Below are 22,977 nucleotides of genomic sequence, written 5' to 3'. Positions count from 1 at the left end.
ACCATGCGCCCTGCGCTTCAACTCTCCTGAGGCAGTTTTCGCCATAGGGTTGCGCATTTCACACGGCGACTTGCGAAAATCCGCCGAAAAAAGTATATTCTGGGCATTTCCCTGCCACTCACGGGTGTGTGATCGAAATGGCTGGGTCAGGTGCTTGTCTTGATGGGACGGTCGCCCGATATATCCAGCAACGGTGCGAACCGTGTGTCGAAGGGGCGATCCTCCTCCCCGACCTGAGCGACATAAACTGACTGAAAGGAAACAAGATGCTGAAAACAACCACAGCGCTGATGACCGCAACCGCCCTGATGGCCGCCCCTGCCTTCGCTGGCAATGTGCAAGAGCCAACGCCGGAGCCGGTGATCGCAGCCCCGGTTGCACCGCCGGCACCTGTTGGCCCGAATTGGACTGGCTTTTACGCGGGTGGCCAGCTTGGCTATGGCGATGTTGACACCGGCGCTGCTGGCGTGGACGGAGACGGCCTGATCGGCGGTCTGATCGCCGGGTATGATTATGACTATGGCAACAACTGGGTTGTTGGTCTGGGTCTCGATTACGACTTTGCTGATATTGACCTTGGGGCCGCTGCTTCGCTGGAAGATGTGTTTCGGATCAAATCGCGTCTCGGTTACAAGGTCGGCAACGGCCTGCTTTACGGCACCGGCGGGTATGCCTGGGCCGACACCGACACGCTTGGTGATGACAACGGCTATTTCTTCGGCGCGGGCTATGAGCATATGATCAGCCAGAACCTGTCTCTGGGCGGTGAAGTGCTCTATCACAAGTTCGAAAATTTTGGCACCGCTGGTGTTGATGTCGATGCCACCACGGTACAGGCGCGGGCTGCATTCCGCTTCTGATAAGGCGCAAGCAGTGGGGTGGTCCTAACGGACCGCCCCATTTTTTTATTCCAGATCAAGCCTTTGCTTGAGCGCCTTGAGCGTAAGCCTATCGGCAGGCTCCATCGGGGCCATCCGCGATTTGAAAAGCGTTGCCTGAGATTTCAGGATCAACCCATCCTCCAACACCTTGAGGTGATTGGCCCGCAGCGTATCGCCGGTTGAGGTGATATCGGCAATAGCCTCGGCGGTTTCGTTCTTGACCGTGCCTTCGGTGGCACCCTGACTGTCCATCAGTTGATAATCCGCAACGCCATTCTCGCGCAGGAAATCCCGCACCAATCGGTGATATTTGGTGGCGATGCGCATGCGGAACCCATGCTTGAGCCGGAATGCCGCAGCAGCGGCATCAAGATCGTCAAGATGGCTGACATCCACCCAGCAACGTGGCACCGCCAGCACCAGATCGGCCTGACCAAAGCCCAGTTCCGCCAGCTCTGCCACCTGATTTTGCCACTGCCCCAGCTTTTCGCGGATCAGGTCGGTGCCTGTCACACCCAGATGGATGCGTCCGGCTGCCAATTCACGCGGGATTTCCCCGGCGGAGAGCAGGATCAGTTCGACGTTGTCGATGCCCTGCACATAGCCCGCATATTCACGCTCGGACCCCGAGCGCCCCAGCGTGATCCCGTGCTTGGCGAACCAGTCAAAGGTTTTCTCCATCAGCCGCCCTTTGGACGGCACCCCCAGTTTCAGGGTCATGTCGCACCCCCAAGGCCCAGCACCAGACCGGGCCGGATGACGCCGCCCACCGCCGGAATTTCCCGCCCCCGCCCCAACTGTCGGGTTAGCGCATCATAGCGCCCGCCGGTGGCAATGGGCGGCAGGTCGGGACGGCTCTCGGCGTAAAAGCCAAAGACGAAGCCATCGTAATATTCCATCTGCGTGCGCCCATAGCTGGCTTCGAAATCCAGTTTGGTGATGTCGAGCCCGCGTTCGGACATCGCCGAAAGACGTCGTGCCAGACGGTCCACCGCGCCATGAATGGCGGGCATGTCCACCGCGATATCGCGCAGTCGCTCCAGCGCGTTATCGCTGGTTTCGCGCACCGCGAGGATGGCATCCAGCAACTGCACCTCAGAGGTGGAAATCGGCCCCGCCGCCGCATCCTCGCGCAGCGCGGTGATCCGGCCTGCGATTTCATCCGGGCCACGCAGCCCGATCAGGGGCTCGGCCCCCGCCATCGGGTCTGCCATCGCCAAAAGGGCGGCCCGCGCCTCGGGGACCACGGCGCGCCCTGAAAACCGGTCAATCAACGCGCGAAACCGCCGGGGCCGCCAGATATGCCGCCGCAGTGCGGCCTTGCGGCGCTCGGTCGTGCGCAGCCCCTCAACGGCCGCCATCAGGATGCCGATATCCCCCGTCGCCGCACGCAGGCCAAGCGGGCGCAGGATGTCAAAGAACATCGCGAAAACCTCTGCATCCGCCGCCTCTGGTGCGGCGCGTTCAAAGATTTCAAACCCCACTTGGGTGTATTCGTTGGCGCGCTGCGCATCCTCTTCCTGACGGCGAAACACCTCGCCGGAATAGGTATAGCGGGCAGGTTCCGCGCCATGTTCCATATGCATCTGCACCACCGGCACGGTGAAATCGGGGCGCAGCATCTGTTCGCCGCGCAAGGCATCCGACGTCACATAGGCGCGTGCGCGGATATCCTCGCCGTATAGGTCCAAGAGCACTTCGGCGGGTTGCAACACAGAGGTTTCCACCGGCAGCGCGCCTGCCGCCTCAAAGAGCGCCCGCAAGCGCGCAGCCTCGGCCCGGATCGCGGCACGTTCCGGCATCAGCTTTGCTCCGCGAGGATGTCTCGGACTTTGTCCACAAGTGCGGCGCGCGGCACCTCATATTGGCTGGGCCGTTCTTTCCATTCTTCAACCGTCGCATTTTCGGCGATCTGCGCCCCAAGGATCAGGTCCTTGATCTGCACCACGCCCTTGGCAAACTCGTCGCCGCCACAGATCACCGCGATAGGGCTGCCGCGCCGGTCGGCGTATTTCATCTGATTGCCAAAGTTCTTGGGGTTGCCAAGGTAGACTTCGGCGCGAATGCCCGCTTGGCGCAACTCACCGACCATGGCCTGATAGTCGGCCATCCGGTCGCGGTCCATCACGGTGACCACCACCGGGCCACGCTCTGCGCTGCTGATCTTGCCCTTGGCATGCAGCGCGGCAAGCAGGCGATCCACGCCGATGCTGACCCCGACAGCGGGCACCTGCTGCCCGGTGAAGCGCGCGACAAGGTCATCATAGCGCCCACCACCCGCCACGCTGCCGAATTGGCGCGGGCGGCCTTTTTCATCAAGGATTTCAAAGGTGAGTTCCGCCTCGAACACCGGGCCGGTGTAATAGCCAAGGCCACGAACGACCGAAGGGTCAATCACGATGCGGTCGGGGCCATAACCTTGGGCGGCGAGAAGGGTGGCGATTTCTTCGAGTTCGTCGACGCCTTCGCGCCCTATTTTAGACCAATCCACGATTTCACTTAGAAAATGGCAAAGTATCGCGTTTCTGCCTTCGAGGGGTTTCCGCTGGTCAGGTTCACTATTGGTATTGGTTGCGTTCAAGATAGCATTGTCGACCAATTCATTAGCTTTGACGAAGGCCAAAACCTTTTCGATTTGAAGGTTGGTCAGGCCTGCACCTTTAGTAAAGTCACCACTCTCGTCTTTCCGCCCTTCGCCTAGCAGGGCGCGCACACCCTCTGGTCCCAAACGATCCAGTTTATCAATCGCGCGCAAAACGATCCCGCGTTCTTCCGCGAAGCGGTCCGGTTCTGCGGGGTCAAGCAGCCCCGCAACCTCCAACACCCCATTCAAAACCTTGCGGTTATTCACCCGCACCACATAATCGCCGCGCGGGATGCCCACCTCTTCCAGCGCATCGGCCAGCATGGCGCAAATCTCGGCATCCGCCGCCATTGACGCCGTGCCCACCGTATCTGCATCGCATTGATAGAACTGGCGAAACCGCCCTGGTCCCGGCTTTTCATTGCGCCAGACAGGCCCCATCGCATAGCGCCGATAGGGTGTCGGCAGATCGTTGCGGTGTTGGGCATAAACGCGGGCCAAGGGCGCGGTCAGGTCATAGCGCAGTGCCAGCCATTTCTCGTCTTCATCCTGCCAGGCAAAGACCCCCTCATTGGGCCGGTCGACATCGGGCAGAAACTTGCCCAGCGCCTCGACCGTCTCGACCGCGCTCGATTCCAGCGCGTCAAAGCCATAGCGATGATAGACCCCGGCAATCGCGTTCAGCATCGCGGCGCGGGTCGTCACCTCGGCGCCGAAATAATCGCGGAACCCTTTGGGCGTTTCGGCCTTGGGGCGGGGCTCTTTTTTGGGCTTGGCCATGGCATGCGTCCTTGCGGCATCTGTCGTGGCGCGGTCTAGCCCAAGGGCCGCGCCGGGGCAAGGCGGCTGCGCGATTGACCGCAGGCGCATCCGCGCGTAATCCGATGCCATGACCGAGATCGAAGAAAAACTGGCCCACCTGATCCGCACGGTCGATGACCTGTCGGATGTTATCGCACGCCAAGACCGCGAGCTTGACCGCCTGCGCGTCCGGGTCGAGATGCTGCTCGCGCGCGAAGCGGCCCGGCACGGCGAGAGCGATGGTGGCGTGATCCTTGGCGACGAGCGCCCGCCGCATTACTGACACGGGGTTATCTTACAACCAGAGGTCCCGGGTCAGGCCCGGGACGACTGCGAAGACGTCGTCAGATTTCCTCGACCATCACCACGCCTGTCAGGCTCTTGATCGCGCCTTTGATCTGAGGCGTCACGGGATATTCCGCGCCGCTGTCAATCTCGACCTCGCCGGGCAGACCCGCGCCCATCAGGCAGAAATGGATCGGGCCGGGGCGCGCACCGCGCGCCGCTTGGCTGGCCCCCTGCAACACCGCGGCAACCGATCCGATTGCCCCAGGCTGATCCACAAAGATCCGCAGGCCCACCGCGCCCGCCCCGGCCACCATCCCGTCAATCGGCTGAACGGCGCGGCAGAGCAGTTTCAACTGATCCGCCTCCAGCGTCGCCTCGGCGGTGATCACCACCTGCGCGCCGGTTTCCAGAAATTCGCGGCATTTCTCGAGCGTGTCGGAAAACAATGTCACCTCGTAGCCGCCGGTCGTATCGCTGAGCTGCGCAAAGGCAAAGCGGTTGCCACGTGCCGATTTCCGCTCTTGCCGCCCGGCCACGACCCCGGCCATCTTGACCAGCGCCGGGCCGCGTTCGGCCTGTGCTGTCACCTCGTCCAGCGTTTTCACATCCTGACGCCGCAACACGGTCATATAATCGTCAAGCGGATGCCCCGAGAGGTAGAACCCAACAGCCTTGAATTCCTCGGTCAGCCGCTCGGCGGGCAGCCAATCATCAACCGGGGCCAATCGCGGTTCAGGCAAATCATCGCCCGCCTCGCCAAAGAGCGAGACCTGACTGGAATTCTTTTGCTCATGGATCGCCGCTGAATAGCTCATCAGCGCCTCGATGCTCTCGAACACGCGGCGGCGGTTGCGGTCCAGCGCGTCAAACGCCCCGGCGCGGGCCAGCATTTCCAGCGGGCGCTTGCCCACCCGTTTGAGATCGACCCGCTGCGCCACATCATAGAGCGTGGCAAAGGGCCGGTTGCCCCGCCCCACGGTGATCAGCTTCATCGCCTCGCCGCCCACGTTCTTGAGCGCGCCCAGCGCATAGTGCAGCACGCCGCCCTGCACATCGAACGTCGCCTCAGAGCGATTGACGCAAGGCGCGGCCCAAGGCAGGCTCAGCCCCTTTTTCACCTCTTGGAAATACACCGCCAGCTTATCCGTGAGGTGAATATCGCAATTCATCACCCCAGCCATGAATTCGACCGGGTGATTGGCCTTGAGCCAGGCGGTTTGATAGCTGACCACCGCATAGGCCGCCGCGTGGGATTTGTTAAAGCCGTAGTTGGCAAATTTCTCGAGCAGGTCAAAGACCTCGCTGGCCTTTTTCTTGTCGACACCATTTTCCATGGCGCCTTTCTCGAATTTCGGGCGCTCCTTGGCCATTTCTTCGGCGATTTTCTTGCCCATGGCGCGGCGCAACAGGTCAGCACCGCCCAAGGAATAGCCCGCCATCACCTGCGCGATTTGCATCACCTGTTCCTGATAAACGATGATGCCTTGGGTTTCCTCTAGGATATGGTCAATCGAGGGGTGAATCGACTCGAGCTCACGCAGGCCGTTCTTCACCTCGCAATAGGTCGGGATATTCTCCATCGGGCCGGGACGGTAGAGCGCCACAAGCGCCACGATATCCTCGATGCAGGTGGGTTTCATGCGCTTGAGCGCATCCATCATGCCGCTCGATTCCACCTGGAACACGGCGACTGTCTTGGCACTCGCATAGAGCCTATAGGATTTCTCGTCATCGAGCGGGATCGCCCCGATGTCATACTCAAACCCCTCGGGGGGATCGTAGAGCACGGTGCCATCCGCCGCCACATTCAGCGGGCGGCCCGCCTTGCGGATCATGTCGACCGCGTTCTGAATGACCGTCAGCGTCTTGAGGCCGAGAAAGTCGAACTTGACCAGCCCCGCCTGTTCCACCCATTTCATGTTGAACTGGGTTGCGGGCATATCGGAGCGCGGGTCTTGGTAGACAGGCACGAGCGCATCAAGCGGCCGGTCGCCGATCACCACCCCGGCGGCATGGGTCGAGGCATTGCGCAACAGCCCCTCAACCTGTTGCGCATAGGTCAAAAGCCGATCCACGACCTCTTCGTTCTTGGCCTCTTCGCGCAGGCGCGGCTCGTCGGCCAGCGCCTTTTCGATGCTCACCGGCTTGACGCCTTCGACCGGGATCATCTTGGACAGGCGGTCCACCTGCCCATAGGGCATTTGCAACACGCGCCCGATGTCGCGCACAGCCGCCTTGGACAAGAGCGCGCCAAAGGTGATGATCTGGCCCACCCGGTCACGGCCATATTTCTCTTGCACGTATTGGATCACCTCCTCGCGGCGATCCATGCAAAAATCGATGTCAAAGTCGGGCATGCTGACCCGCTCTGGGTTCAGGAACCGTTCAAAAAGCAGGCTGTAGCGCAGCGGATCAAGATCGGTGATGGTCAGCGCATAGGCCACCAGACTGCCCGCCCCCGAGCCCCGCCCCGGCCCCACCGGAATATCGTGATCCTTGGCCCATTTGATGAAATCGGCCACGATCAGAAAATAGCCGGGAAAGCCCATACCCTCAATGATGCCCAGCTCGAATTCGAGGCGCTTTTCATAGTCTTCCACCGGCGCGGCATGGGGGATAACCGCCAGGCGCGCAGCAAGCCCCGCCCGCGCCTGACGGCGCAGTTCCTCAACCTCGTCATCCGCGAATTTCGGCAAGATCGGATTGCGCTTATAGGCCCCAAAGGCGCAGCGGCGCGCGATTTCGACCGTGTTTTCCAGTGCCTCGGGCAAATCGGCAAAAAGCGCGGCCATCTCTTCTTGGCTTTTGAAATAGTGCTGCGGGGTCAGGCGGCGGCGCGGCGCGCTTTGATCGACATAGGCCCCCTCGGCCACGCAGAGCATGGCATCATGCGCCTCATACATGTCGGATTTGGGAAAGTAGACATCGTTGGTCGCCACCAGCGGCAGGCCCATGGCATAGGCCATCTCGATCAGACCACGCTCGGTCAGGCGCTCGGCCTCGGGCGCGCCACCGTCACCGGGATGACGCTGCAATTCGACATAGAGCCGGTCGCCAAACGCCTGCGCCAGACGCTGCATCAACGCCTCCGCCGCCGGGCGCTGCCCCCCCTGCAAGAGCCGACCCACCGGCCCATCCGGCCCACCCGTCAGGCAGATCACCCCCTCGGCATGATGCGCCAACTCGGTCAGCGTCACATGCGGCAGGCTGCCATCGCCGCGCAGATAAAGGCAGGAGTTGAGCTTCATCAGGTTCTCATACCCGCACTCACTCTGCGCCAAGAGGACGAGGGGGGCAGGCGGTTTCGCGCGCTCTCCGGGTGCCAGGCTGAGATAGGCCAGATCGACCTGACAGCCCATGATCGGCTGCACGCCCGCGCCCTGCGCGCTCACGGAAAACTCTAGCGCGGCAAACATGTTGTTGGTGTCGGTCACGGCGACGGCGGGCATGCCTGCGGCCACGCAGAGGCCGGGCAGCTTCTTGAGCCGCATCGCCCCCTCCAGCAGGGAATATTCGGTATGCACCCGCAGGTGAATGAATCGGGGATCAGCGCTCATATCCGCACCCTAGCCCCGGTTGCGGCTGAACAAAAGACTTGCCAAACCGCCTGCCCCCGGCTTTCATCGGGTCACGATAGGCAAAGCCCGCCACCTTCTACGCCGCATCGAAGGTCAGGCACGCTGGGGCAGGCATGGTAACGCGGCGGGCAGCGGCTCATGACCCTCACGTTTCTTCTGAATGGAGAGAGCGTGGCGCTTGGGGATGTGACCCCGACCACAACTCTGCTTGACTGGCTGCGAGAGGCGCGCGGCCTGACCGGCACCAAGGAAGGCTGCAACGAGGGCGATTGTGGGGCCTGTACCGTGATCGTCAGTGACGAGACCGGCACGCGGCCCCTCAACGCCTGTATTCTCCTCATGCCACAGCTTCAGGGCAAGGCCCTGCGCACGGTCGAGGGGATCAGCGGCCCCGAGGGGCAATTGCACCCGGTTCAAGCGGCGATGATTGCGCATCACGGCTCGCAATGCGGGTTTTGCACGCCGGGCTTTATCGCCTCGATGGCCTGCGCGCATCTTAATGGCGAGCGGGATCACGACCGGGTTCTGGCGGGCAATCTTTGCCGATGCACCGGCTATGCCCCCATCCTGACCGCCGCCCGCGCCGCCGAACCTGCCGCCATTCCCGCGTGGATGACGCAAGATCGCAATATCATCTGGCCCGAAATACCTTCGGGGGGGCCCGAAGGGCGGGGGGCAGACAGCCCCCCTGCGTTGCTGCAACCCCAGAGCGCCGATGAGGCGGCGCGCCTCTATGCCGCCCATCCTGAGGCGACGCTGATCGCGGGCGCAACCGATGTGGGCCTGTGGATCACCAAACAGCTGCGCGACATCAACCTGCCAATCTTTCTGGGGGGCTGCACGGACCTGAGCACCGCAGAGGTGACAGACAGGGATATGCGCCTTGGCGCGGGCTTGACCATTGCCCGGCTGATGCAGACGATTGCCCCCTATCACCCCTCCTATGCCGCGATGCTGCGGCGCTATGGCTCGGAACAGGTGCGTGCGGCGGCGACGCTTGGGGGCAATATCGCCAATGGCTCGCCCATCGGCGACAACGCGCCCGCGCTCATCGCCCTTGGGGCCACCCTGCATCTGCGCCACGGTGACACGCGCCGCCAGATGCCGCTCGAGGCGTTCTTTCTGGGCTACGGCCAGCAGGACCGCGCGCCGGGCGAGATGATCGAGGCCATCACCCTGCCCCGCCAGCCAGACCGCCTGCGCTGTTACAAAGTCTCGAAGCGCTTTGATCAGGATATTTCGGCGGTGCTGGGCTGTTTCAACCTGACCATTGAGGCGGGCCGGATCACTGACGCGCGGATCGCCTTTGGCGGCATGGCGGGCATTCCCAAGCGTGCCGCCCATGTCGAAGCGGCACTGATTGGCCAGCCTTGGACCGAGGCGACGATCACCGGCAGCGATGCAGCGTGGGCGCAGGATTTTGCGCCGCTGTCAGACATGCGCGCCTCTGCCGACTATCGCCTCTGCGTCGCGCGCAACCTTTTGATGCGCCATTTTCTAGAGGATCAGGGCATCGCCACATCGGTTCTTGAGGTGCAGCCATGAGCGTGGCGCGCCCTCTGCCCCATGACGCCGCACGCCTGCATGTGACGGGCACCGCGCGCTATGTCGACGATATCCCCAGCCCACGCGGCACGCTGCATCTGGCCTTTGGCCTCAGCACCATCGCGGCCGGGCGCGTGACCGAAATGGACCTTGCGCCGGTGCGCCAATGCGCCGGGGTCGTCGCCGTGCTGACCGCCGCTGACTTGCCGCAGGGGGCCGATTGCTCGCCCTCGGCCCATGACGAACCGCTCTTGTGCACGGGCGCGGTGCTCTATCACGGCCAGCCGCTCTTTCTGGTCATCGCCACCAGCCATCTGGCCGCACGCCGCGCCGCGCGCCGGGGACAGGTATGTTACGAAGAAACGACGCCCCTTCTGACCATCGACGCCGCATTGGCCGCCAATAGCCGCTTCGAAGACGGCCCGCGTATCTGGCAAAGGGGCGATACCACGGCGGCCATCGCCAAGGCGGCCCACCGGGTGGGTGGCGTGATCGAGATGGGCGGGCAAGAGCATTTCTATCTTGAAGGCCAGGCGGCCCTTGCGCTGCCGCAAGAGGGGGGCGACATGGTGATCCACGCCTCGACCCAGCATCCGAGCGAAGTGCAGCACAAGGTGGCCGAGGCCCTTGGCCGACCCATGCATGCCGTCCGGGTCGAGACGCGGCGCATGGGCGGCGGCTTTGGCGGTAAGGAGAGCCAAGCCAACGCCCCCGCCATCGCCTGCGCCGTCGCAGCGCGGCACACGGGGACGCCCTGCAAGATGCGCTATGACCGCGACGATGACATGGTGATCACCGGCAAGCGCCATGATTTCCGCATCACCTATCAGGCCGGGTTCGACGCCACCGGGCGGCTGACAGGGGTGGATTTCGTGCACTACGCCCGCTGCGGCTGGTCGCAGGATCTGTCGCTGCCGGTGGCCGACCGCGCCATGCTGCATGCCGATAACGCCTATTTCCTGCCCGCCGTGCGGATCGAGAGCCATCGGCTGCGCACCAACACCGCCTCTGCCACCGCGTTCCGGGGCTTTGGCGGGCCGCAGGGCATGCTGGGCATCGAGCGGGTGATGGATCATGTGGCGCATCATTTGGGCCTTGATCCTGTCGTGGTGCGGCAGCGCAATTACTATGCCGCAGCCGTCGGAGGGGGGCTGTCTGCCCCCCGCGCTGCGCGCCCCCCCGAAGGTGTTTCGGGCCAGATGAAACCGCAGGTCACGCCCTATGGGCAGAAGGTCGAGGATTTCATCCTGCACGAGATGACCGAGCGGCTGATGCAAACCTCGGACTATGCCGCGCGGCGGGCAGCGGTGACGGCGTGGAACGCCCGCAATCCCGTGCTGAAAAAGGGCCTAGCGCTGACGCCGGTCAAGTTCGGGATTTCCTTTACGCTCAGCCATCTCAATCAGGCGGGCGCTTTGGTGCATGTCTATCAGGATGGGTCTGTGCATCTCAATCACGGGGGCACGGAAATGGGACAGGGCCTGTTTCAGAAGGTGGCACAAGTGGCCGCCGCGTGCTTTGGCCTGCCGCTAGAGGCCATCAAGATCACCGCGACCGATACCGCCAAAGTGCCCAATACCTCGGCCACAGCGGCAAGTTCCGGCAGCGATCTCAACGGTATGGCGGTTCAGGCGGCCTGCGATACGATCCGCGACCGGATGGCTGCCTGTCTGGCGGCGCATCACACCGTGCCGCCCGAGGAGGTGCAATTTGACGGCGGTCGCCTGCGGGTGGGAACGGCCCACCTGAGCTTCGCAGAGGCCGCCCGGTTCTGCTACGAACAGCGCGTGAGCCTGTCCGCCACCGGCTTTTACAAGACGCCCGACCTTGCGTGGGACCGGATCAAGGGAGAGGGGCGGCCATTTTATTACTTTGCCTATGGGGCGGCCGTGACCGAGGTGATCGTCGACGGCCTGACCGGCGAGAACCGCATCCTGCGCGCCGATATCGTGCATGATTGCGGGGCCTCGCTTAATCCCGCGCTCGACATCGGGCAGATCGAGGGCGGCTATGTGCAGGGGGCGGGCTGGCTGACGCTCGAGGAACTGGTGTGGGACAAGGCCGGACGGCTCAGCACCCACGCGCCCTCGACCTATAAGATCCCTGCCTGTTCAGACCGGCCAGCGGTGTTCAACGTGGCGCTGTGGGAGGCGCAGAATCCGCGCCCAACGATCTATCGCTCCAAGGCTGTCGGCGAGCCGCCCTTTATGCTGGGGATTTCGGCGCTGATGGCGCTCAGCGCTGCGGTGGCGGCGTTTGGTTCGGGCTATCCGGCGCTTGACGCCCCGGCCACACCCGAGCGGCTGCTGAGCGCTATCGCGCGTCAGAAAGCGCGCCGCGATGCGTGACCTCGACGATCTGCGCGCAGCCGTCGCGCGGGAGGGACAGATCGCACGGGTGGTGATCGCCGCCACCCGTGGTTCTGCGCCACGCGCCGCCGGGGCTGCGATGCAGGTCTGGCCCGGAGGGCAATCGGGCAGCATCGGCGGCGGGCGGCTGGAGCATGAGGCGGCAGGTTCGGCACGACGGTTTTTGGCAGAGGGCGGGAATGCCCGCGTGCTGCGCCAAGCGCTTGGTCCGGCCCTTGGCCAATGCTGTGGCGGGTCGGTGGTATTGGTGATCGAGCGGTTCGACCAGCACAGACTTGACGCAGCGGTTGAGGCGCTTGAGCGATCGGGCCGTTGGGCACGGCAGATTGAAGGGCGCATCGCCCCCCCGCCTGCCGCCCGGCCCAGCGCCGGTACGGGTGTTACATGGGCAAACGGCTGGTTGATCGAGCCACTTTGCCCGCGCCTTGCGGTGGTGATCCACGGGGCGGGCCATGTGGGCCGCGCCTTGGCCACCCTGCTTGCCCCATTGCCCGATCTGGCAGTGACGCTGGCCGATGCGCGGGCCGAGATGCTGCGCGGGCTGCCCCAAGGGATCACCGCCGCCGTTGATCCCCTGCGCGCCCTCGGCCAAGCGCCTGATACCGCCGCACATATCATTGTAACCCACGATCATGCGCTGGATCTGGAGCTGTGCCACCGCCTGTTGCAACGGTCCTTTGGGTGCGCGGGTGTCATCGGCTCCGCGACCAAATGGGCGCGGTTTCGGCAGAGATTGACAGCACTTGGGCATACGGACGCGCAGATTTCGCGCATTTCCTGCCCCATTGGCGATCCAAACCTTGGCAAACACCCGCAAGCCATTGCGCTTGGCGTGGCGGCTGCGTTACTGAAAGAGCCGGGTATCAAGGCCGCAGACCGAAGGAGAACCGCGTGACAGGCGATTTGCTGACCGTCTCGGGTCTGACCAAGGCCTATCCGGGAGTTGTCGCCAATGACGCCGTATCCTTTGCCATCCGCGAGGGCGAAGTGCATGCCCTGCTGGGCGAGAATGGTGCCGGGAAATCAACCCTCGTCAAGATGATCTATGGGCTGGTCAAGCCCGACAGCGGCACCATGACGCTGCGCGGCACCCCCTATGCCCCACCAGACCCCCATGCCGCGCGCCTGGCGGGGGTGGCGATGGTGTTTCAGCATTTCTCGCTTTTTGATGCGATGAGCGTGGCCGAGAACGTGGCCCTCGGGATGGAACGCCCGCCAGCGCTGCGCGATCTGGCCGCGCGCATCCGTGCCGTCTCGGAAACCTATGGCCTGCCGCTTGATCCCGACCGGACCGTTGGTGATCTTTCGGCAGGAGAGCGGCAGCGCGTCGAGATCATCCGCTGTCTCCTGCAGGAACCCCGCCTTTTGATCATGGACGAGCCGACATCGGTGCTCACACCGCAAGAGGTGGATATCCTGTTTCAGACCCTGCGCAAGCTGACGGGTGAAGGCGTGGCGATCCTTTACATCTCGCACAAGCTCGAGGAAATCCGCGCCCTCTGCGATCATGCCACGATCCTGCGGCAGGGCCGCAACGTGGGCACCTGCACACCGCGCGACACTTCGGCCCGCGCGATGGCGGAAATGATGGTGGGCACAACCTTTGCCGCGCCGGAACGCGCCGGGCGTGCCAAGGCGGGTGTGGTGCTGGAGGTGTCTGACCTGTCGGTCGCGGCGCAGGGGCAGTTCGGCACCGCGCTTCACGCGATTTCCTTTGCCGTGCAGGCCGGAGAGGTGCTGGGCATCGGCGGGGTTGCGGGCAACGGGCAGGATGAGCTTTTGGCCGCGCTGTCGGGCGAAATGCCGGTGACGGCAGAGGCTGTGCGCCTGAAGGGCATGGCGATCGGTCAGCACGGCCCCGGCACCCGCCGCGCGATGGGTCTGCTTACCGCACCTGAGGAACGGCTGGGCCATGCCGCCGCCCCCGACATGAGCCTGACAGAGAATGCGATCCTGACCGGGGCGGCGCGGGAAAGCCTGCTCAATCGTGGGTTTCTGAGATGGGAGGCGGCCGAGGCCTTTGCCCGCCGTATCATCACCGGCTTTGACGTGCGCACGCCCGGCCCGGGCACTGCCGCCCGGGCGCTGTCGGGGGGCAATCTGCAAAAATTCGTGATTGGCCGCGAAGTGCTGCAACGGCCCGAGGTTCTGGTGGTCAACCAGCCCACCTGGGGTGTCGATGCCGCCGCCGCTGCCGCGATCCGCCAAGCCCTGCTTGATCTGGCCACTGGGGGGGCGGCGGTGATCTGCATCAGTCAGGACCTTGACGAGTTGATCGAGATTTCCGACCGGTTCGGCGCGTTGAGCGAAGGACGGCTTTCGGACATCAGGCCGACCCAAGGCCTGAGTGTCGAAGAGATCGGATTGATGATGGGCGGCGCACATGGCATGGAGGTGGCGCATGTGTGACCTGTCGTTATTGAGTATTTTAGCCATAAAGAAACGCATAAAGAAACATGGGCGCGCGCCATGCTGAAGCTGGAAAAGCGCCCTCAACCCTCACGGCTCTGGACTTGGGCCACGCCGGTTTTGGCGGTGCTGATCACCATGCTGGCGGGTGGGGCGCTTTTTGCGGCACTTGGCGAAGACCCGGTAGCGGCCATCTCGACGATTTTCTGGCAACCGCTTTTTGGCGAGTTCGCGTTTTATTACCGGCCGCAATTGCTGATCAAGGGCGCGCCTCTGGTGCTGATCGCCATCGGGCTTAGCCTTGGGTTTCGTGCCGGTATCTGGAACATCGGGGCCGAGGGGCAATATATCGTCGGCGCACTGGCAGGGGCCGGGGTGGCGCTTGCGTTTTATCCAGCGGAGAGCGCGCTGATCTTTCCGCTGATGATCCTTGCTGGCGCGCTTGGGGGCTGGGCCTGGGGCATGATCCCGGCGGTGCTCAAGCTGCGGTTCGGCACCAATGAAATCCTCGTGTCGCTCATGCTCGTCTATGTGGCAGAGCAATTGCTGGCGGCCATGGCCCTTGGGTTGATGAAGAACCCCGAAGGGCGCGGATTTCCCGGCTCGCGCAACCTGCGCCAATATGACAGCGCGCATAATGCAGAGCTTATTGCTGGCACGGGTATGCATTGGGGGGTGGTGGCGGCGCTGATCGCAGTGATTTTCGCCTATGTGCTGCTCAGCCGCCATATCCTTGGCTATCATATCCGGCTTGCGGGTCAGGCGCCACGCGCCGCCCGTTTTGCCGGCGTGCGCCCGGCGCGGTTGGTTCTATTCTGTCTGGGCACATCGGGCGCTTTGGCGGGATTGGCGGGGCTTTTTGAAGTGGCGGGGCCCGCCGGGCAGGTCAGCATTGATTTCAACGTGGGCTATGGGTTTACGGCGATCATCGTGGCCTTTTTGGGCCGATTGCACCCGGTCGGCATCCTGCTTGCGGGGCTTTTGATGGCGCTCACCTATATTGGCGGCGAATTGGCGCAATCCAACATGGGGCTACCTGCGGCCGCGATCCAACTCTTTCAGGGGATGCTGTTGTTTTTCCTTTTGGCCGTGGACCTGCTGACCAATTACCGCGTCCGGTTGGTGACACGGGAGGTGGCGTGATGCTTTTGTCCTCGATTGATCCGGCGCTGCTTTTGGCCTCGCTCATCGTCGCCTCTACGCCCATTCTGCTGGCGGCATTGGGCGAGTTGGTTGTCGAGCGGGCGGGCGTGCTCAACCTCGGGGTCGAGGGGATGATGATCACCGGCGCAATCTGCGGATTTGCCATGGCTGTCAATTCCGGCTCGCCGGTCGTGGGGTTTGTGGCCGCCGCCGCCGGGGGCGCTGTTCTGGCGCTTCTCTTCGCGCTGCTGACCCAATTTGCCCTTGCCAATCAGGTGGCTAGTGGCCTCGCGCTGACGCTCTTTGGCCTTGGCCTCTCGTCGCTGATCGGACAGGGCTATGTCGGGATCAAGCCGCCGCCGACCACGCGGCTTGACCTGCCTGTGCTGAGCGATCTGCCTTTTGTCGGGCGTGTGTTGTTTTCCCATGATCTGATGGTTTACTTCGCCCTAGCGCTTGTGGCTTTGGTCTGGGCGCTGCTGAAATATTCGCGCGCCGGGCTGATCCTGCGGGCGGTGGGTGAAAACCATGAGGCCGCGCATGCGCTTGGCTACAAGGTGGTGCGCATCCGCGTTCTGGCGATCCTGTTTGGCGGGGCTTGCGCCGGGTTGGGCGGGGCCTATCTCAGCCTTGTGCGGGTGCCGCAATGGACCGAAGGCATGACCTCTGGGGGGGGCTGGATCGCGCTTGCCCTAGTGGTTTTTGCTTCGTGGAAAGTGGGGCGCGTTCTGCTTGGCGCGTGGCTCTTTGGCGGGGTTTCGGTATTGCAGCTCAATCTTCAGGCGGCAGGCGTTGCGATCCCGGTCGAATATCTTTCCATGTCGCCCTACTTGATCACCATCCTCGTGCTGGTCATCATGTCGTCTGACAAATCCCGCGCGCCCGGCTCTTTGGGCCGCATTTTTCACGCCTCGCAATAAGATCACATCACAGATCACAACAGGGAGATCCCGAATGAAACTCACGCATCTACTGACCTCAGCCGCCTTGGCGCTTGGTCTGGCAAGCGCCGCCGTGGCGCAGGACAAGACCAAGATCGGCTTTATCTACGTCGGCCCCATCGGCGATGGCGGCTGGACCTATGAGCATGACAAAGGCAGGCTCGCGGTTGAGGCGCATTTCGGCGATGCCGTCGAAACCGTCTATCAAGAAAGCGTGCCCGAGGGCGCCGATGCCGAACGCGCCATCACGCAAATGGCGCTGCAAGGGGCGGATCTGATCTTTACCACCTCGTTTGGCTTTATGGAGCCGACGCTGGCAGTGGCCGAAAAGTTCCCCAATGTGAAATTCGAACACGCCACCGGCTACAAGACCCTGCCCAATGTCTCGACCTATTCCGCCCGTTTCTACGAGGGGCGCGCGGTGCAGGGCCATATCGCGGGCAAGATGACCAAATCGAATATCGTGGGCTACATCGCCTCTTATCCGATCCCAGAGGTCATTCGCGGCATCAACTCGGCCTATATTCACGCGAAAAAGGTCAACCCCGATGTCGAGTTCAAGATCATCTGGGCCTACACTTGGTTTGACCCCGCAAAAGAGGCAGACGCCGCCACTGCCCTGATCGAGCAGGGCGCGGACGTGATCCTGCAACATACCGATTCCACCGCGCCGCAAGCCGCTGCCGAAAAGGCGGGCAATGTCGTGACCTTTGGACAGGCGTCGGATATGGCCGAATACGCCCCCTTCCCGCGCGTGTCGTCGATCATCGACAACTGGGCCCCCTATTACATTGACCGCACGCAGGCGGTGATTGATGGCACATGGGAGAGCACGCAGACATGGGACGGCATCGGGCCGGGCATGGTCGGCATTGGCGAGATTTCCGATGCGGTGCCTGCGGATGTCAAGGCAGAGGCGCTGGCCCTCAAGGCCGCCATGGCGGACGGCAGCTATCACCCGTTCACCGGGCCGCTGAAAAAGCAGGACGGGTCGGATTGGCTGGCCGAGGGCGAGGTTGCCGATGACGGCACGCTCTTGGGCATGGATTTCTATGTCGAAGGGCTGACCGGAGAGATCCCCAACTAAGCCGAATTGACAGGGTTTGAAAAACGACAGCCGCCGGGGAACCGGCGGCTGTTTGTTTGTACACCGCAGGCCTGGAGCCCGACATCACCGCCGGTCGGTTTCAGAACAGACGCGCGCGCCGCAGGCCATACTCTTGGGCAAACGCACCGCCAGGAGACCGCCCATGGGCACCCCCGACACCCTGATTGATCTTGCCCGCTACCCGGTCCACCAAACGGGGCACGCGCGCGACATCATCCTAGACCGCGTCCGCGCCGATCTTGGCCGCGATGGCTGTGCGGTGCTCAAAGGGTTCCTTACCCCGGCGGGGGTGGAGATCCTGCGTGCGCAGGCTGAGAGCGTCGCCGACAAGGCCTTTCGCTCCTTTAATCGCACCAATCCCTATTTCACCAAGGACGACCCGACCCTGCCCGCACACGATCCGCGTCGTCGGTTTTTCGAGCGCTCCAACAGCTTCATTCCGGCGGATAACTTTCCGCCCGCAAGCCCGCTGCGCGCGCTTTATGAATATCCAGCGCTCAGCGCCTTTATTCAGGACTGTCTGGAGGAAGAGAATTTCTATCCCTACGCCGATCCGCTGGCCGATGTGATCGTGAATGCCGCCGACGAAGGCAATGGATTTCCATGGCATTTCGACACCAATAATTTCACCGTCACCATCGCCATTCAGAATGCCGAAGAGGGGGGCGCGTTTGAATATGCGCCCAATATCCGCGCCGGGGGCGAGAATTTTGCCGAGGTGGAAAAGGTGCTGGATGGCACCTCTGACACGGTCAGAACGCTTGTGCTGGAACCGGGCGATCTTCAGATTTTCCGGGGTCGCTATTCGCTCCACCGGGTCGCCCCCTTGCGCGGCAAGACCCCGCGTTACGTCGCGATCCTGTCCTATGTGGAAGAGCCGGGAATGGTCGGCACGCCTGAACGCTGTCGCCAGCTCTACGGGCGCACCTTGCCGATCCATCACGAGCGCGCAGGTCAGAGGGCCGACGCCTATCTCGATTAACCCTCGTTGGGATACCAGAAGAGCGCGGCCCAGATCACCATACCGACATAGGCCAGACACATCACGATCAACGCCGCCCAAGTAAAGATCACCAGCGCCGCCGCCACGCAGGCAAAGGCCAAGAGGAAGAACTTGACGTTCTCGCGCGAGATGCGGGTTTTCTTGAACGACCAGATCGGCACCGGCGAAATCATCAGAAGGCCGACACCGGCCATATAAAGCCCGGTGAGGAACGCAGGCGGCGGGGACATATCCGGCAGTGCAAAGGTCACGAACATCGGCAGCATCGCCAAAAGCGCGCCTGCGGGCGAAGGCAGACCTTGGAAATAGGCCCCTGATCCGCCCTTGCCGCCCTCTTCGCGCGCACTGACATTAAACCGCGCCAGACGCATGACGCAGCACACGGCAAAGAAGAGAACCGCAATCCAGCCTGCTTGTCGTGCGTCCTGAAGGCCCCAATAGTAGATCACCAGCGGGGCCGCGACGCCGAAATTCACGAAATCCGCGAGCGAATCAAGCTCGGCGCCCATCGCGCTTGAACTGCGCAAGAGCCGCGCCAAACGCCCATCCAGCCCGTCCAGCACCCCGGCGATCAGCAGGAGTTGCACGGCGCGCACATAATCCCCCTGCACGCCCAGCCGGATCGCCGTGACCCCGGCACAGATCGCGGCAACGGTCAGCATATTTGGCAAAAGCTGTGCGAGCGTGACCTCGCGGCGCGCTGGCGGCTCTGGCTCTGGTGTCACTGGCCCAACTCCGCGATCACGGTTTCCCCTGCCACCATGGTTTGTCCCACGCGCACGCTTGGGACCACACCTTCGGGCAGATAAATATCAAGCCGAGACCCAAAGCGGATAAGGCCAAAGCGCTCACCACGCCCAAGGGCATCCCCCGGTTTTACGAAACACACGATCCGCCGCGCCACCAGCCCCGCGATCTGAACCACCGGCAAGAGCCGCCCATCAGCCATTTCGATCACCACGCCATTGCGCTCGTTATCCGCGCTGGCCTTGTCGAGCGACGCATTGAAGAACTTGCCGGGGCGATAGGCAACAGCGCTGACCCGCCCGGCGACTGGCGCACGGTTCACATGGCAGTTGAACACGCTCATGAACACGCTGACGCGCGTGAGCGGCGTGGCGGGCAGGCCCAGTTCGGCAGGCGGCACCGCCGGTTCGATCAGCGACACCATGCCGTCGGCGGGGCTGATGATCAGACCGGGGCGTTCGGGGGTCACACGCTCTGGGTCACGAAAGAAATAATAACACCAGACCGTGAGGCCCACACCGATCCAGCCCAAAACATCCCAGAGCATGAAAAGCCCAAAGGTGATCAGCGCAAAGATCGCCACGAACTTGCGCCCCTCCGGATGCATCGGCTTGATGAAGGTTTCATGCATTTTCATGCGCGGGCACTCCTTGCGGCAGGTTCAGGTCTCTTTCTATCCGCCTAAGCTCATGCCTCTCAACATGCAAGGTGACAGCTTTTCTTTGCTGCTTGCGCGTGGCACTCTGTGCACCATGAGAACAGTGATCACCTCCCCCGATGGAACCCCGGCCAGCCGCTTTGCCTTTGGCACCATGCAATTCGGCGATGCCGCTGATGAAGCCGCCTCGCGCGCGATGTTCGATGCGTGTCTTGCGGCGGGCATTACGCATTTCGACACGGCGCATCTGTACACCGATGGGGCGGCGGAAACGCTTTTGGGCCAATTCGCCGCACCGCACCGCGACCGGCTGACGATTGCCACCAAGGCCGGATATTCCGGCGGGGCGGGGCGGGCAAATATCCTCGCGCAGTTCGATATTTCCCGCCAACGTCTTGGTATGGACAAGGTCGAGATCCTCTATCTTCACCGCTTTGATCCCGACACGCCCCTTGAAGAAACCTTGGAAACCTTTGCCGATTTGCGCGCGCGCGGGCAGATCGACCATGTCGGCCTGTCGAATTTCGCCGCTTGGCAGGTGATGAAGGCCGCATGCATCGCGGCGCGGTTTGATCTGACGATTTCGATCCTGCAACCGATGTATAGCCTCATCAAGCGGCAGGCCGAGGTTGAAATCCTGCCGATGGCCGCCTCCGAAGGGATGGTGGTGGCGGGGTACTCGCCGTTGGCCGGGGGGTTGCTCACCGGCAAATATGCACGTGGCGAAACCGGGCGGCTCACGGGCAATGAACGCTACGCCGTGCGCTATGGTCAGGGCTGGATGCAAGAGGCCGCCGTTCACCTGAGCCAGATCGCGCAAGAGCTGGGCACCGATCCCGCGACCCTTGCGGTGGCATGGGCAGCACAGCACCCGGCGCGGCCTGTGCCAATCATTTCCGGGCGCTCTGCCGCGCAGATTGCGCCGTCGCTGGCCGCTCTGGAATTCGATATGGACGCGGCGCTCTATGCGCGGATGGCCACGCTCAGCCCCGCCCCGCCCCCCGCCACTGACCGCACCGAAGAGGCCTGAGCCGATGGAGCAACGCCCCCTGCCGCCCACGGCGTCGATCGCACATGCGGGCGACGGGGCCAAACTGCACGCGCCCTCTGCCGAACGCAACGCAGCAGCCATCACCGAGGCGCTTGCCTCGATTGCCCCCGCAACAGGCCGTGCGCTTGAGATTGCAAGCGGCACGGGGCAGCATATCGTGGGCTTTGCCCGCGCGATGCCCGGCCTTGACTGGCAACCAACCGAGATTGACCCCGCGCGGCGCGACAGTATCAACGCCTGGGCGGCAGAGGCCGGGTTGCCCAATCTGCGCGCCGCCCTGCCCCTGAACGCCACCCAAGCCGGTTGGGGCGCAGAGCACGGCAACCGCGCCCTGATCGTGCTGATCAACCTCTTGCACCTCATCTCAACACCCGAGGCGCAAACGCTGGTGCAAGAGGGGGCCGATGCCCTCGCCCCCGGCGGGCGCTTTGCCCTTTACGGGCCGTTCCTGCGGTCAGGCGAGGCCACCTCCGAGGGTGACGCCCGGTTTCATGCCAGCCTCATCGCGCAGGACCCCGCCATCGGCTACAAGGATCTGGAAGAGGTCCAGCATTGGCTGCGCGACGCGGGGCTCATCCTGATCGAAAGCCGTGCGATGCCTGCCAACAATGTCCTGCTGATTGCTGAGCGTTCCGCCTGATCTGGATCAAGGCCACGAGAGGCGTAGCATGGTTTCTGCCGAGGCAGAGACAGGTATGGAGATCCCGCAAATGCGTTGGCCAGACAAGATCGACACCACCCGACAGGAATTGCGCGCGCTGAATGCGCTTATCCCCGACACCGCCCGCGCCTTTGGCGGCTTGGGCAAGGCCGTCAAGGAAGGCGGCACGCTTGAGTTCAAGGTCAAGGAATTCGTGGCCCTCGGCATTGCGGTCGCCACCAAATGCGAACCCTGTATCGCCCTGCATATGGAGGCGCTTATTCGCACTGGGGCCACCCGCGAAGAGGTGGGCGATGTGCTGGCCATGTCAATCCAGATGGGCGGCGGCCCGGCGATGATGTATGCCGCCAAGGCGCTCGCCTGTTACGATGAATTGGCGGAAAAAGGGTAGGCCGTACAAAAACGGCTGACCGGGCGGCAGTCTTTGCGTTAGGCTCGAAACAGGTATCACTGTAACGGGTTTTCAGATGCTGCGTCCTTTTTTACTCTGCCTCGCCCTCATATGCGGGCCCGCTCTGGCAACCGAGCGGTATGGCGATTATGCCCCGGTCGATTTCGGCCCGCGCGGGCCGTCTAGCTATCCGGTGCATGGCCTTGATGTGGCGCGGTTCCAGAACGAAATCGACTGGCGGCGCGTGGCGCTTTCGGGTGTGGCCTTTGCCTTTATCAAGGCAACCGAGGGCGGCGATCTCAAGGACGCGCAATTCGACCGCAACTGGCAATTGGCGGCGCGCGAGGGCATCCCGCGCGGGGCCTATCATTTCTACTATTTCTGCACCCCGCCCGAGGTGCAGGCGCAATGGTTCATCCAGAATGTGCCACGTCGGGGCCGCGCGTTGCCGCCCGTGCTTGACATGGAGTGGAACCCGTTTTCCCCCACCTGCGTGGTGCGCCCACCGGGGGCAGAGGTGCGCAGGCAAGCGCAGATTTTCCTTGATATCGTCGAGCGGTATTACGGCCAACGCCCGATCATCTACACCACGCCGGAATTCTACGAACAAACCGGCATTGGGCAGATCGAGGGGGTGGAATTCTGGCTGCGCGCGGTGGCGAAGACGCCCGATCAGGTCTACCCCGGCAAACGCTGGACCTTTTGGCAATATACCGGCACAGGCATTGTGCCGGGGGTCGAGGGCGGCGTCGATATCAACGTCTTTGCCGGGTCAGAGAGGCAGTGGAAAGACTGGCTGGGCACGCATTGGAAATAGGG

Annotated in this window: 20 protein-coding genes; 14 read left to right on the top strand and 6 right to left on the bottom strand. The window is 63.0% G+C overall.

Translation table 11 applies throughout. From position 1 onward, the window contains the following. Nucleotides 1-266: 266 nt before the first annotated feature. Entirely contained in the window at nt 267-860 is a 594-nt protein-coding gene (locus ROSMUCSMR3_RS12575) for an outer membrane protein (RefSeq protein ID WP_008279448.1), read from the top strand. A 45-nt stretch (nt 861-905) separates the two neighbouring features. On the opposite strand, the gene hisG is transcribed toward ROSMUCSMR3_RS12575, so the two are convergent. Genes hisG through hisS form a run of 3 tightly spaced genes read right to left on the bottom strand, consistent with a single transcriptional unit; the run spans nt 906 to nt 4,245 of the window. Then, nucleotides 906-1,601 (bottom strand): ATP phosphoribosyltransferase, encoded by a 696-nt coding sequence (hisG, locus tag ROSMUCSMR3_RS12570; protein ID WP_081507517.1) that lies wholly within the window; start codon nt 1,599-1,601, stop codon nt 906-908. Beyond that, nucleotides 1,598-2,683 (bottom strand): ATP phosphoribosyltransferase regulatory subunit, encoded by a 1,086-nt coding sequence (locus tag ROSMUCSMR3_RS12565; protein ID WP_081507516.1) that lies wholly within the window; start codon nt 2,681-2,683, stop codon nt 1,598-1,600. Before ROSMUCSMR3_RS12565 ends, hisG begins: the two co-directional genes overlap by 4 nt. Continuing rightward, entirely contained in the window at nt 2,683-4,245 is a 1,563-nt protein-coding gene (gene hisS / locus ROSMUCSMR3_RS12560; protein ID WP_081507515.1) for a histidine--tRNA ligase, read from the bottom strand. The genes ROSMUCSMR3_RS12565 and hisS overlap by 1 nt, the downstream gene beginning before the upstream one ends. Before the next feature lie 109 nt (nt 4,246-4,354). Between hisS and ROSMUCSMR3_RS12555 the strand changes: the two genes are divergently transcribed. Then, a complete protein-coding gene (locus ROSMUCSMR3_RS12555; protein WP_081507514.1) occupies nt 4,355-4,549 on the top strand; it encodes a SlyX family protein in 195 nt (64 codons plus the stop codon). Between the two features lie 61 nt (nt 4,550-4,610). Here the strand turns inward: ROSMUCSMR3_RS12555 and dnaE are convergent, their stop codons facing one another. Continuing rightward, a complete protein-coding gene (dnaE, locus tag ROSMUCSMR3_RS12550; RefSeq protein WP_081507513.1) occupies nt 4,611-8,111 on the bottom strand; it encodes a DNA polymerase III subunit alpha in 3,501 nt (1,166 codons plus the stop codon). Nucleotides 8,112-8,270: 159 nt separating this feature from the next. Here dnaE and xdhA point away from each other — a divergent pair, with 159 nt between their 5' ends. The 8 genes from xdhA (at nt 8,271) to ROSMUCSMR3_RS12510 (ending at nt 18,629) form a co-directional block, all read left to right on the top strand. Further along, on the top strand, nt 8,271-9,677 hold the full coding sequence (xdhA, locus tag ROSMUCSMR3_RS12545) for a xanthine dehydrogenase small subunit (RefSeq protein WP_081507512.1): 1,407 nt from the start codon (nt 8,271-8,273) through the stop codon (nt 9,675-9,677). Further along, nucleotides 9,674-12,025, top strand: coding sequence for a xanthine dehydrogenase molybdopterin binding subunit (xdhB, locus tag ROSMUCSMR3_RS12540; RefSeq protein WP_081507511.1), 2,352 nt, complete (start codon nt 9,674-9,676; stop codon nt 12,023-12,025). Before xdhA ends, xdhB begins: the two co-directional genes overlap by 4 nt. Then, on the top strand, nt 12,018-12,941 hold the full coding sequence (gene xdhC, locus ROSMUCSMR3_RS12535) for a xanthine dehydrogenase accessory protein XdhC (RefSeq protein ID WP_081507510.1): 924 nt from the start codon (nt 12,018-12,020) through the stop codon (nt 12,939-12,941). The genes xdhB and xdhC overlap by 8 nt, the downstream gene beginning before the upstream one ends. Then, nucleotides 12,938-14,455, top strand: coding sequence for an ABC transporter ATP-binding protein (locus ROSMUCSMR3_RS12530; protein ID WP_081507509.1), 1,518 nt, complete (start codon nt 12,938-12,940; stop codon nt 14,453-14,455). The genes xdhC and ROSMUCSMR3_RS12530 overlap by 4 nt, the downstream gene beginning before the upstream one ends. A 60-nt stretch (nt 14,456-14,515) precedes the next feature. Next, nucleotides 14,516-15,598, top strand: a complete 1,083-nt coding sequence (locus ROSMUCSMR3_RS12525; protein WP_081507508.1) for an ABC transporter permease — start codon at nt 14,516-14,518, stop codon at nt 15,596-15,598. Beyond that, nucleotides 15,598-16,518: an ABC transporter permease gene (locus ROSMUCSMR3_RS12520; protein ID WP_008279460.1), complete on the top strand. Its 921-nt coding sequence runs from the start codon at nt 15,598-15,600 to the stop codon at nt 16,516-16,518. Before ROSMUCSMR3_RS12525 ends, ROSMUCSMR3_RS12520 begins: the two co-directional genes overlap by 1 nt. 34 nt (nt 16,519-16,552) lie before the next feature. Then, nucleotides 16,553-17,626: a BMP family ABC transporter substrate-binding protein gene (locus tag ROSMUCSMR3_RS12515; protein WP_081507507.1), complete on the top strand. Its 1,074-nt coding sequence runs from the start codon at nt 16,553-16,555 to the stop codon at nt 17,624-17,626. A gap of 163 nt (nt 17,627-17,789) precedes the next feature. After that, nucleotides 17,790-18,629: a hypothetical protein gene (locus tag ROSMUCSMR3_RS12510; RefSeq protein WP_081507506.1), complete on the top strand. Its 840-nt coding sequence runs from the start codon at nt 17,790-17,792 to the stop codon at nt 18,627-18,629. Here the strand turns inward: ROSMUCSMR3_RS12510 and ROSMUCSMR3_RS12505 are convergent. Together ROSMUCSMR3_RS12505 and ROSMUCSMR3_RS12500 are read right to left on the bottom strand one after the other, a co-directional pair. Continuing rightward, nucleotides 18,626-19,375: a CDP-alcohol phosphatidyltransferase family protein gene (locus tag ROSMUCSMR3_RS12505; RefSeq protein ID WP_037296766.1), complete on the bottom strand. Its 750-nt coding sequence runs from the start codon at nt 19,373-19,375 to the stop codon at nt 18,626-18,628. The two genes, ROSMUCSMR3_RS12510 and ROSMUCSMR3_RS12505, sit on opposite strands and share 4 nt — an antisense overlap. Beyond that, nucleotides 19,372-20,034, bottom strand: a complete 663-nt coding sequence (locus tag ROSMUCSMR3_RS12500) for a phosphatidylserine decarboxylase (protein WP_008279464.1) — start codon at nt 20,032-20,034, stop codon at nt 19,372-19,374. The genes ROSMUCSMR3_RS12505 and ROSMUCSMR3_RS12500 overlap by 4 nt, the downstream gene beginning before the upstream one ends. A gap of 115 nt (nt 20,035-20,149) precedes the next feature. On the opposite strand from ROSMUCSMR3_RS12500, the gene ROSMUCSMR3_RS12495 reads away from it, so the two are divergent. The 4 genes from ROSMUCSMR3_RS12495 (at nt 20,150) to ROSMUCSMR3_RS12480 (ending at nt 22,975) form a co-directional block, all read left to right on the top strand. Then, complete coding sequence (locus tag ROSMUCSMR3_RS12495; protein ID WP_081508622.1) at nt 20,150-21,085, top strand: aldo/keto reductase; 936 nt, start codon at nt 20,150-20,152, stop codon at nt 21,083-21,085. Between the two features lie 4 nt (nt 21,086-21,089). Next, complete coding sequence (locus ROSMUCSMR3_RS12490) at nt 21,090-21,746, top strand: DUF938 domain-containing protein (protein ID WP_081507505.1); 657 nt, start codon at nt 21,090-21,092, stop codon at nt 21,744-21,746. A gap of 70 nt (nt 21,747-21,816) precedes the next feature. Continuing rightward, the gene (locus ROSMUCSMR3_RS12485; protein ID WP_037296980.1) at nt 21,817-22,158 is read left to right on the top strand and encodes a carboxymuconolactone decarboxylase family protein; all 342 of its coding nucleotides are present in this window, start codon (nt 21,817-21,819) and stop codon (nt 22,156-22,158) included. Nucleotides 22,159-22,234: 76 nt separating this feature from the next. Continuing rightward, nucleotides 22,235-22,975: a GH25 family lysozyme gene (locus ROSMUCSMR3_RS12480; protein ID WP_008279468.1), complete on the top strand. Its 741-nt coding sequence runs from the start codon at nt 22,235-22,237 to the stop codon at nt 22,973-22,975. Nucleotides 22,976-22,977: the final 2 nt, after the last annotated feature.

The organism is Roseovarius mucosus, from assembly GCF_002080415.1.
GTDB lineage: Bacteria > Pseudomonadota > Alphaproteobacteria > Rhodobacterales > Rhodobacteraceae > Roseovarius > Roseovarius mucosus_A.
The sequence above is the reverse complement of the archived record's forward strand: the minus strand, read 5'-3'. Positions and strand labels throughout refer to the sequence as shown.

Coding starts and splice junctions, on each gene's coding strand:
- ROSMUCSMR3_RS12575 (WP_008279448.1), top strand. CDS start 267: ATGCTGAAAACAACCACAGCGCTGATGACCGCAACCGCCCTGATGGCC.
- hisG (WP_081507517.1), bottom strand. CDS start 1,601: ATGACCCTGAAACTGGGGGTGCCGTCCAAAGGGCGGCTGATGGAGAAA.
- ROSMUCSMR3_RS12565 (WP_081507516.1), bottom strand. CDS start 2,683: ATGCCGGAACGTGCCGCGATCCGGGCCGAGGCTGCGCGCTTGCGGGCG.
- hisS (WP_081507515.1), bottom strand. CDS start 4,245: ATGGCCAAGCCCAAAAAAGAGCCCCGCCCCAAGGCCGAAACGCCCAAA.
- ROSMUCSMR3_RS12555 (WP_081507514.1), top strand. CDS start 4,355: ATGACCGAGATCGAAGAAAAACTGGCCCACCTGATCCGCACGGTCGAT.
- dnaE (WP_081507513.1), bottom strand. CDS start 8,111: ATGAGCGCTGATCCCCGATTCATTCACCTGCGGGTGCATACCGAATAT.
- xdhA (WP_081507512.1), top strand. CDS start 8,271: ATGACCCTCACGTTTCTTCTGAATGGAGAGAGCGTGGCGCTTGGGGAT.
- xdhB (WP_081507511.1), top strand. CDS start 9,674: ATGAGCGTGGCGCGCCCTCTGCCCCATGACGCCGCACGCCTGCATGTG.
- xdhC (WP_081507510.1), top strand. CDS start 12,018: ATGCGTGACCTCGACGATCTGCGCGCAGCCGTCGCGCGGGAGGGACAG.
- ROSMUCSMR3_RS12525 (WP_081507508.1), top strand. CDS start 14,516: ATGCTGAAGCTGGAAAAGCGCCCTCAACCCTCACGGCTCTGGACTTGG.
- ROSMUCSMR3_RS12520 (WP_008279460.1), top strand. CDS start 15,598: ATGCTTTTGTCCTCGATTGATCCGGCGCTGCTTTTGGCCTCGCTCATC.
- ROSMUCSMR3_RS12515 (WP_081507507.1), top strand. CDS start 16,553: ATGAAACTCACGCATCTACTGACCTCAGCCGCCTTGGCGCTTGGTCTG.
- ROSMUCSMR3_RS12510 (WP_081507506.1), top strand. CDS start 17,790: ATGGGCACCCCCGACACCCTGATTGATCTTGCCCGCTACCCGGTCCAC.
- ROSMUCSMR3_RS12500 (WP_008279464.1), bottom strand. CDS start 20,034: ATGAAAATGCATGAAACCTTCATCAAGCCGATGCATCCGGAGGGGCGC.
- ROSMUCSMR3_RS12495 (WP_081508622.1), top strand. CDS start 20,150: ATGAGAACAGTGATCACCTCCCCCGATGGAACCCCGGCCAGCCGCTTT.
- ROSMUCSMR3_RS12490 (WP_081507505.1), top strand. CDS start 21,090: ATGGAGCAACGCCCCCTGCCGCCCACGGCGTCGATCGCACATGCGGGC.
- ROSMUCSMR3_RS12485 (WP_037296980.1), top strand. CDS start 21,817: ATGCGTTGGCCAGACAAGATCGACACCACCCGACAGGAATTGCGCGCG.
- ROSMUCSMR3_RS12480 (WP_008279468.1), top strand. CDS start 22,235: ATGCTGCGTCCTTTTTTACTCTGCCTCGCCCTCATATGCGGGCCCGCT.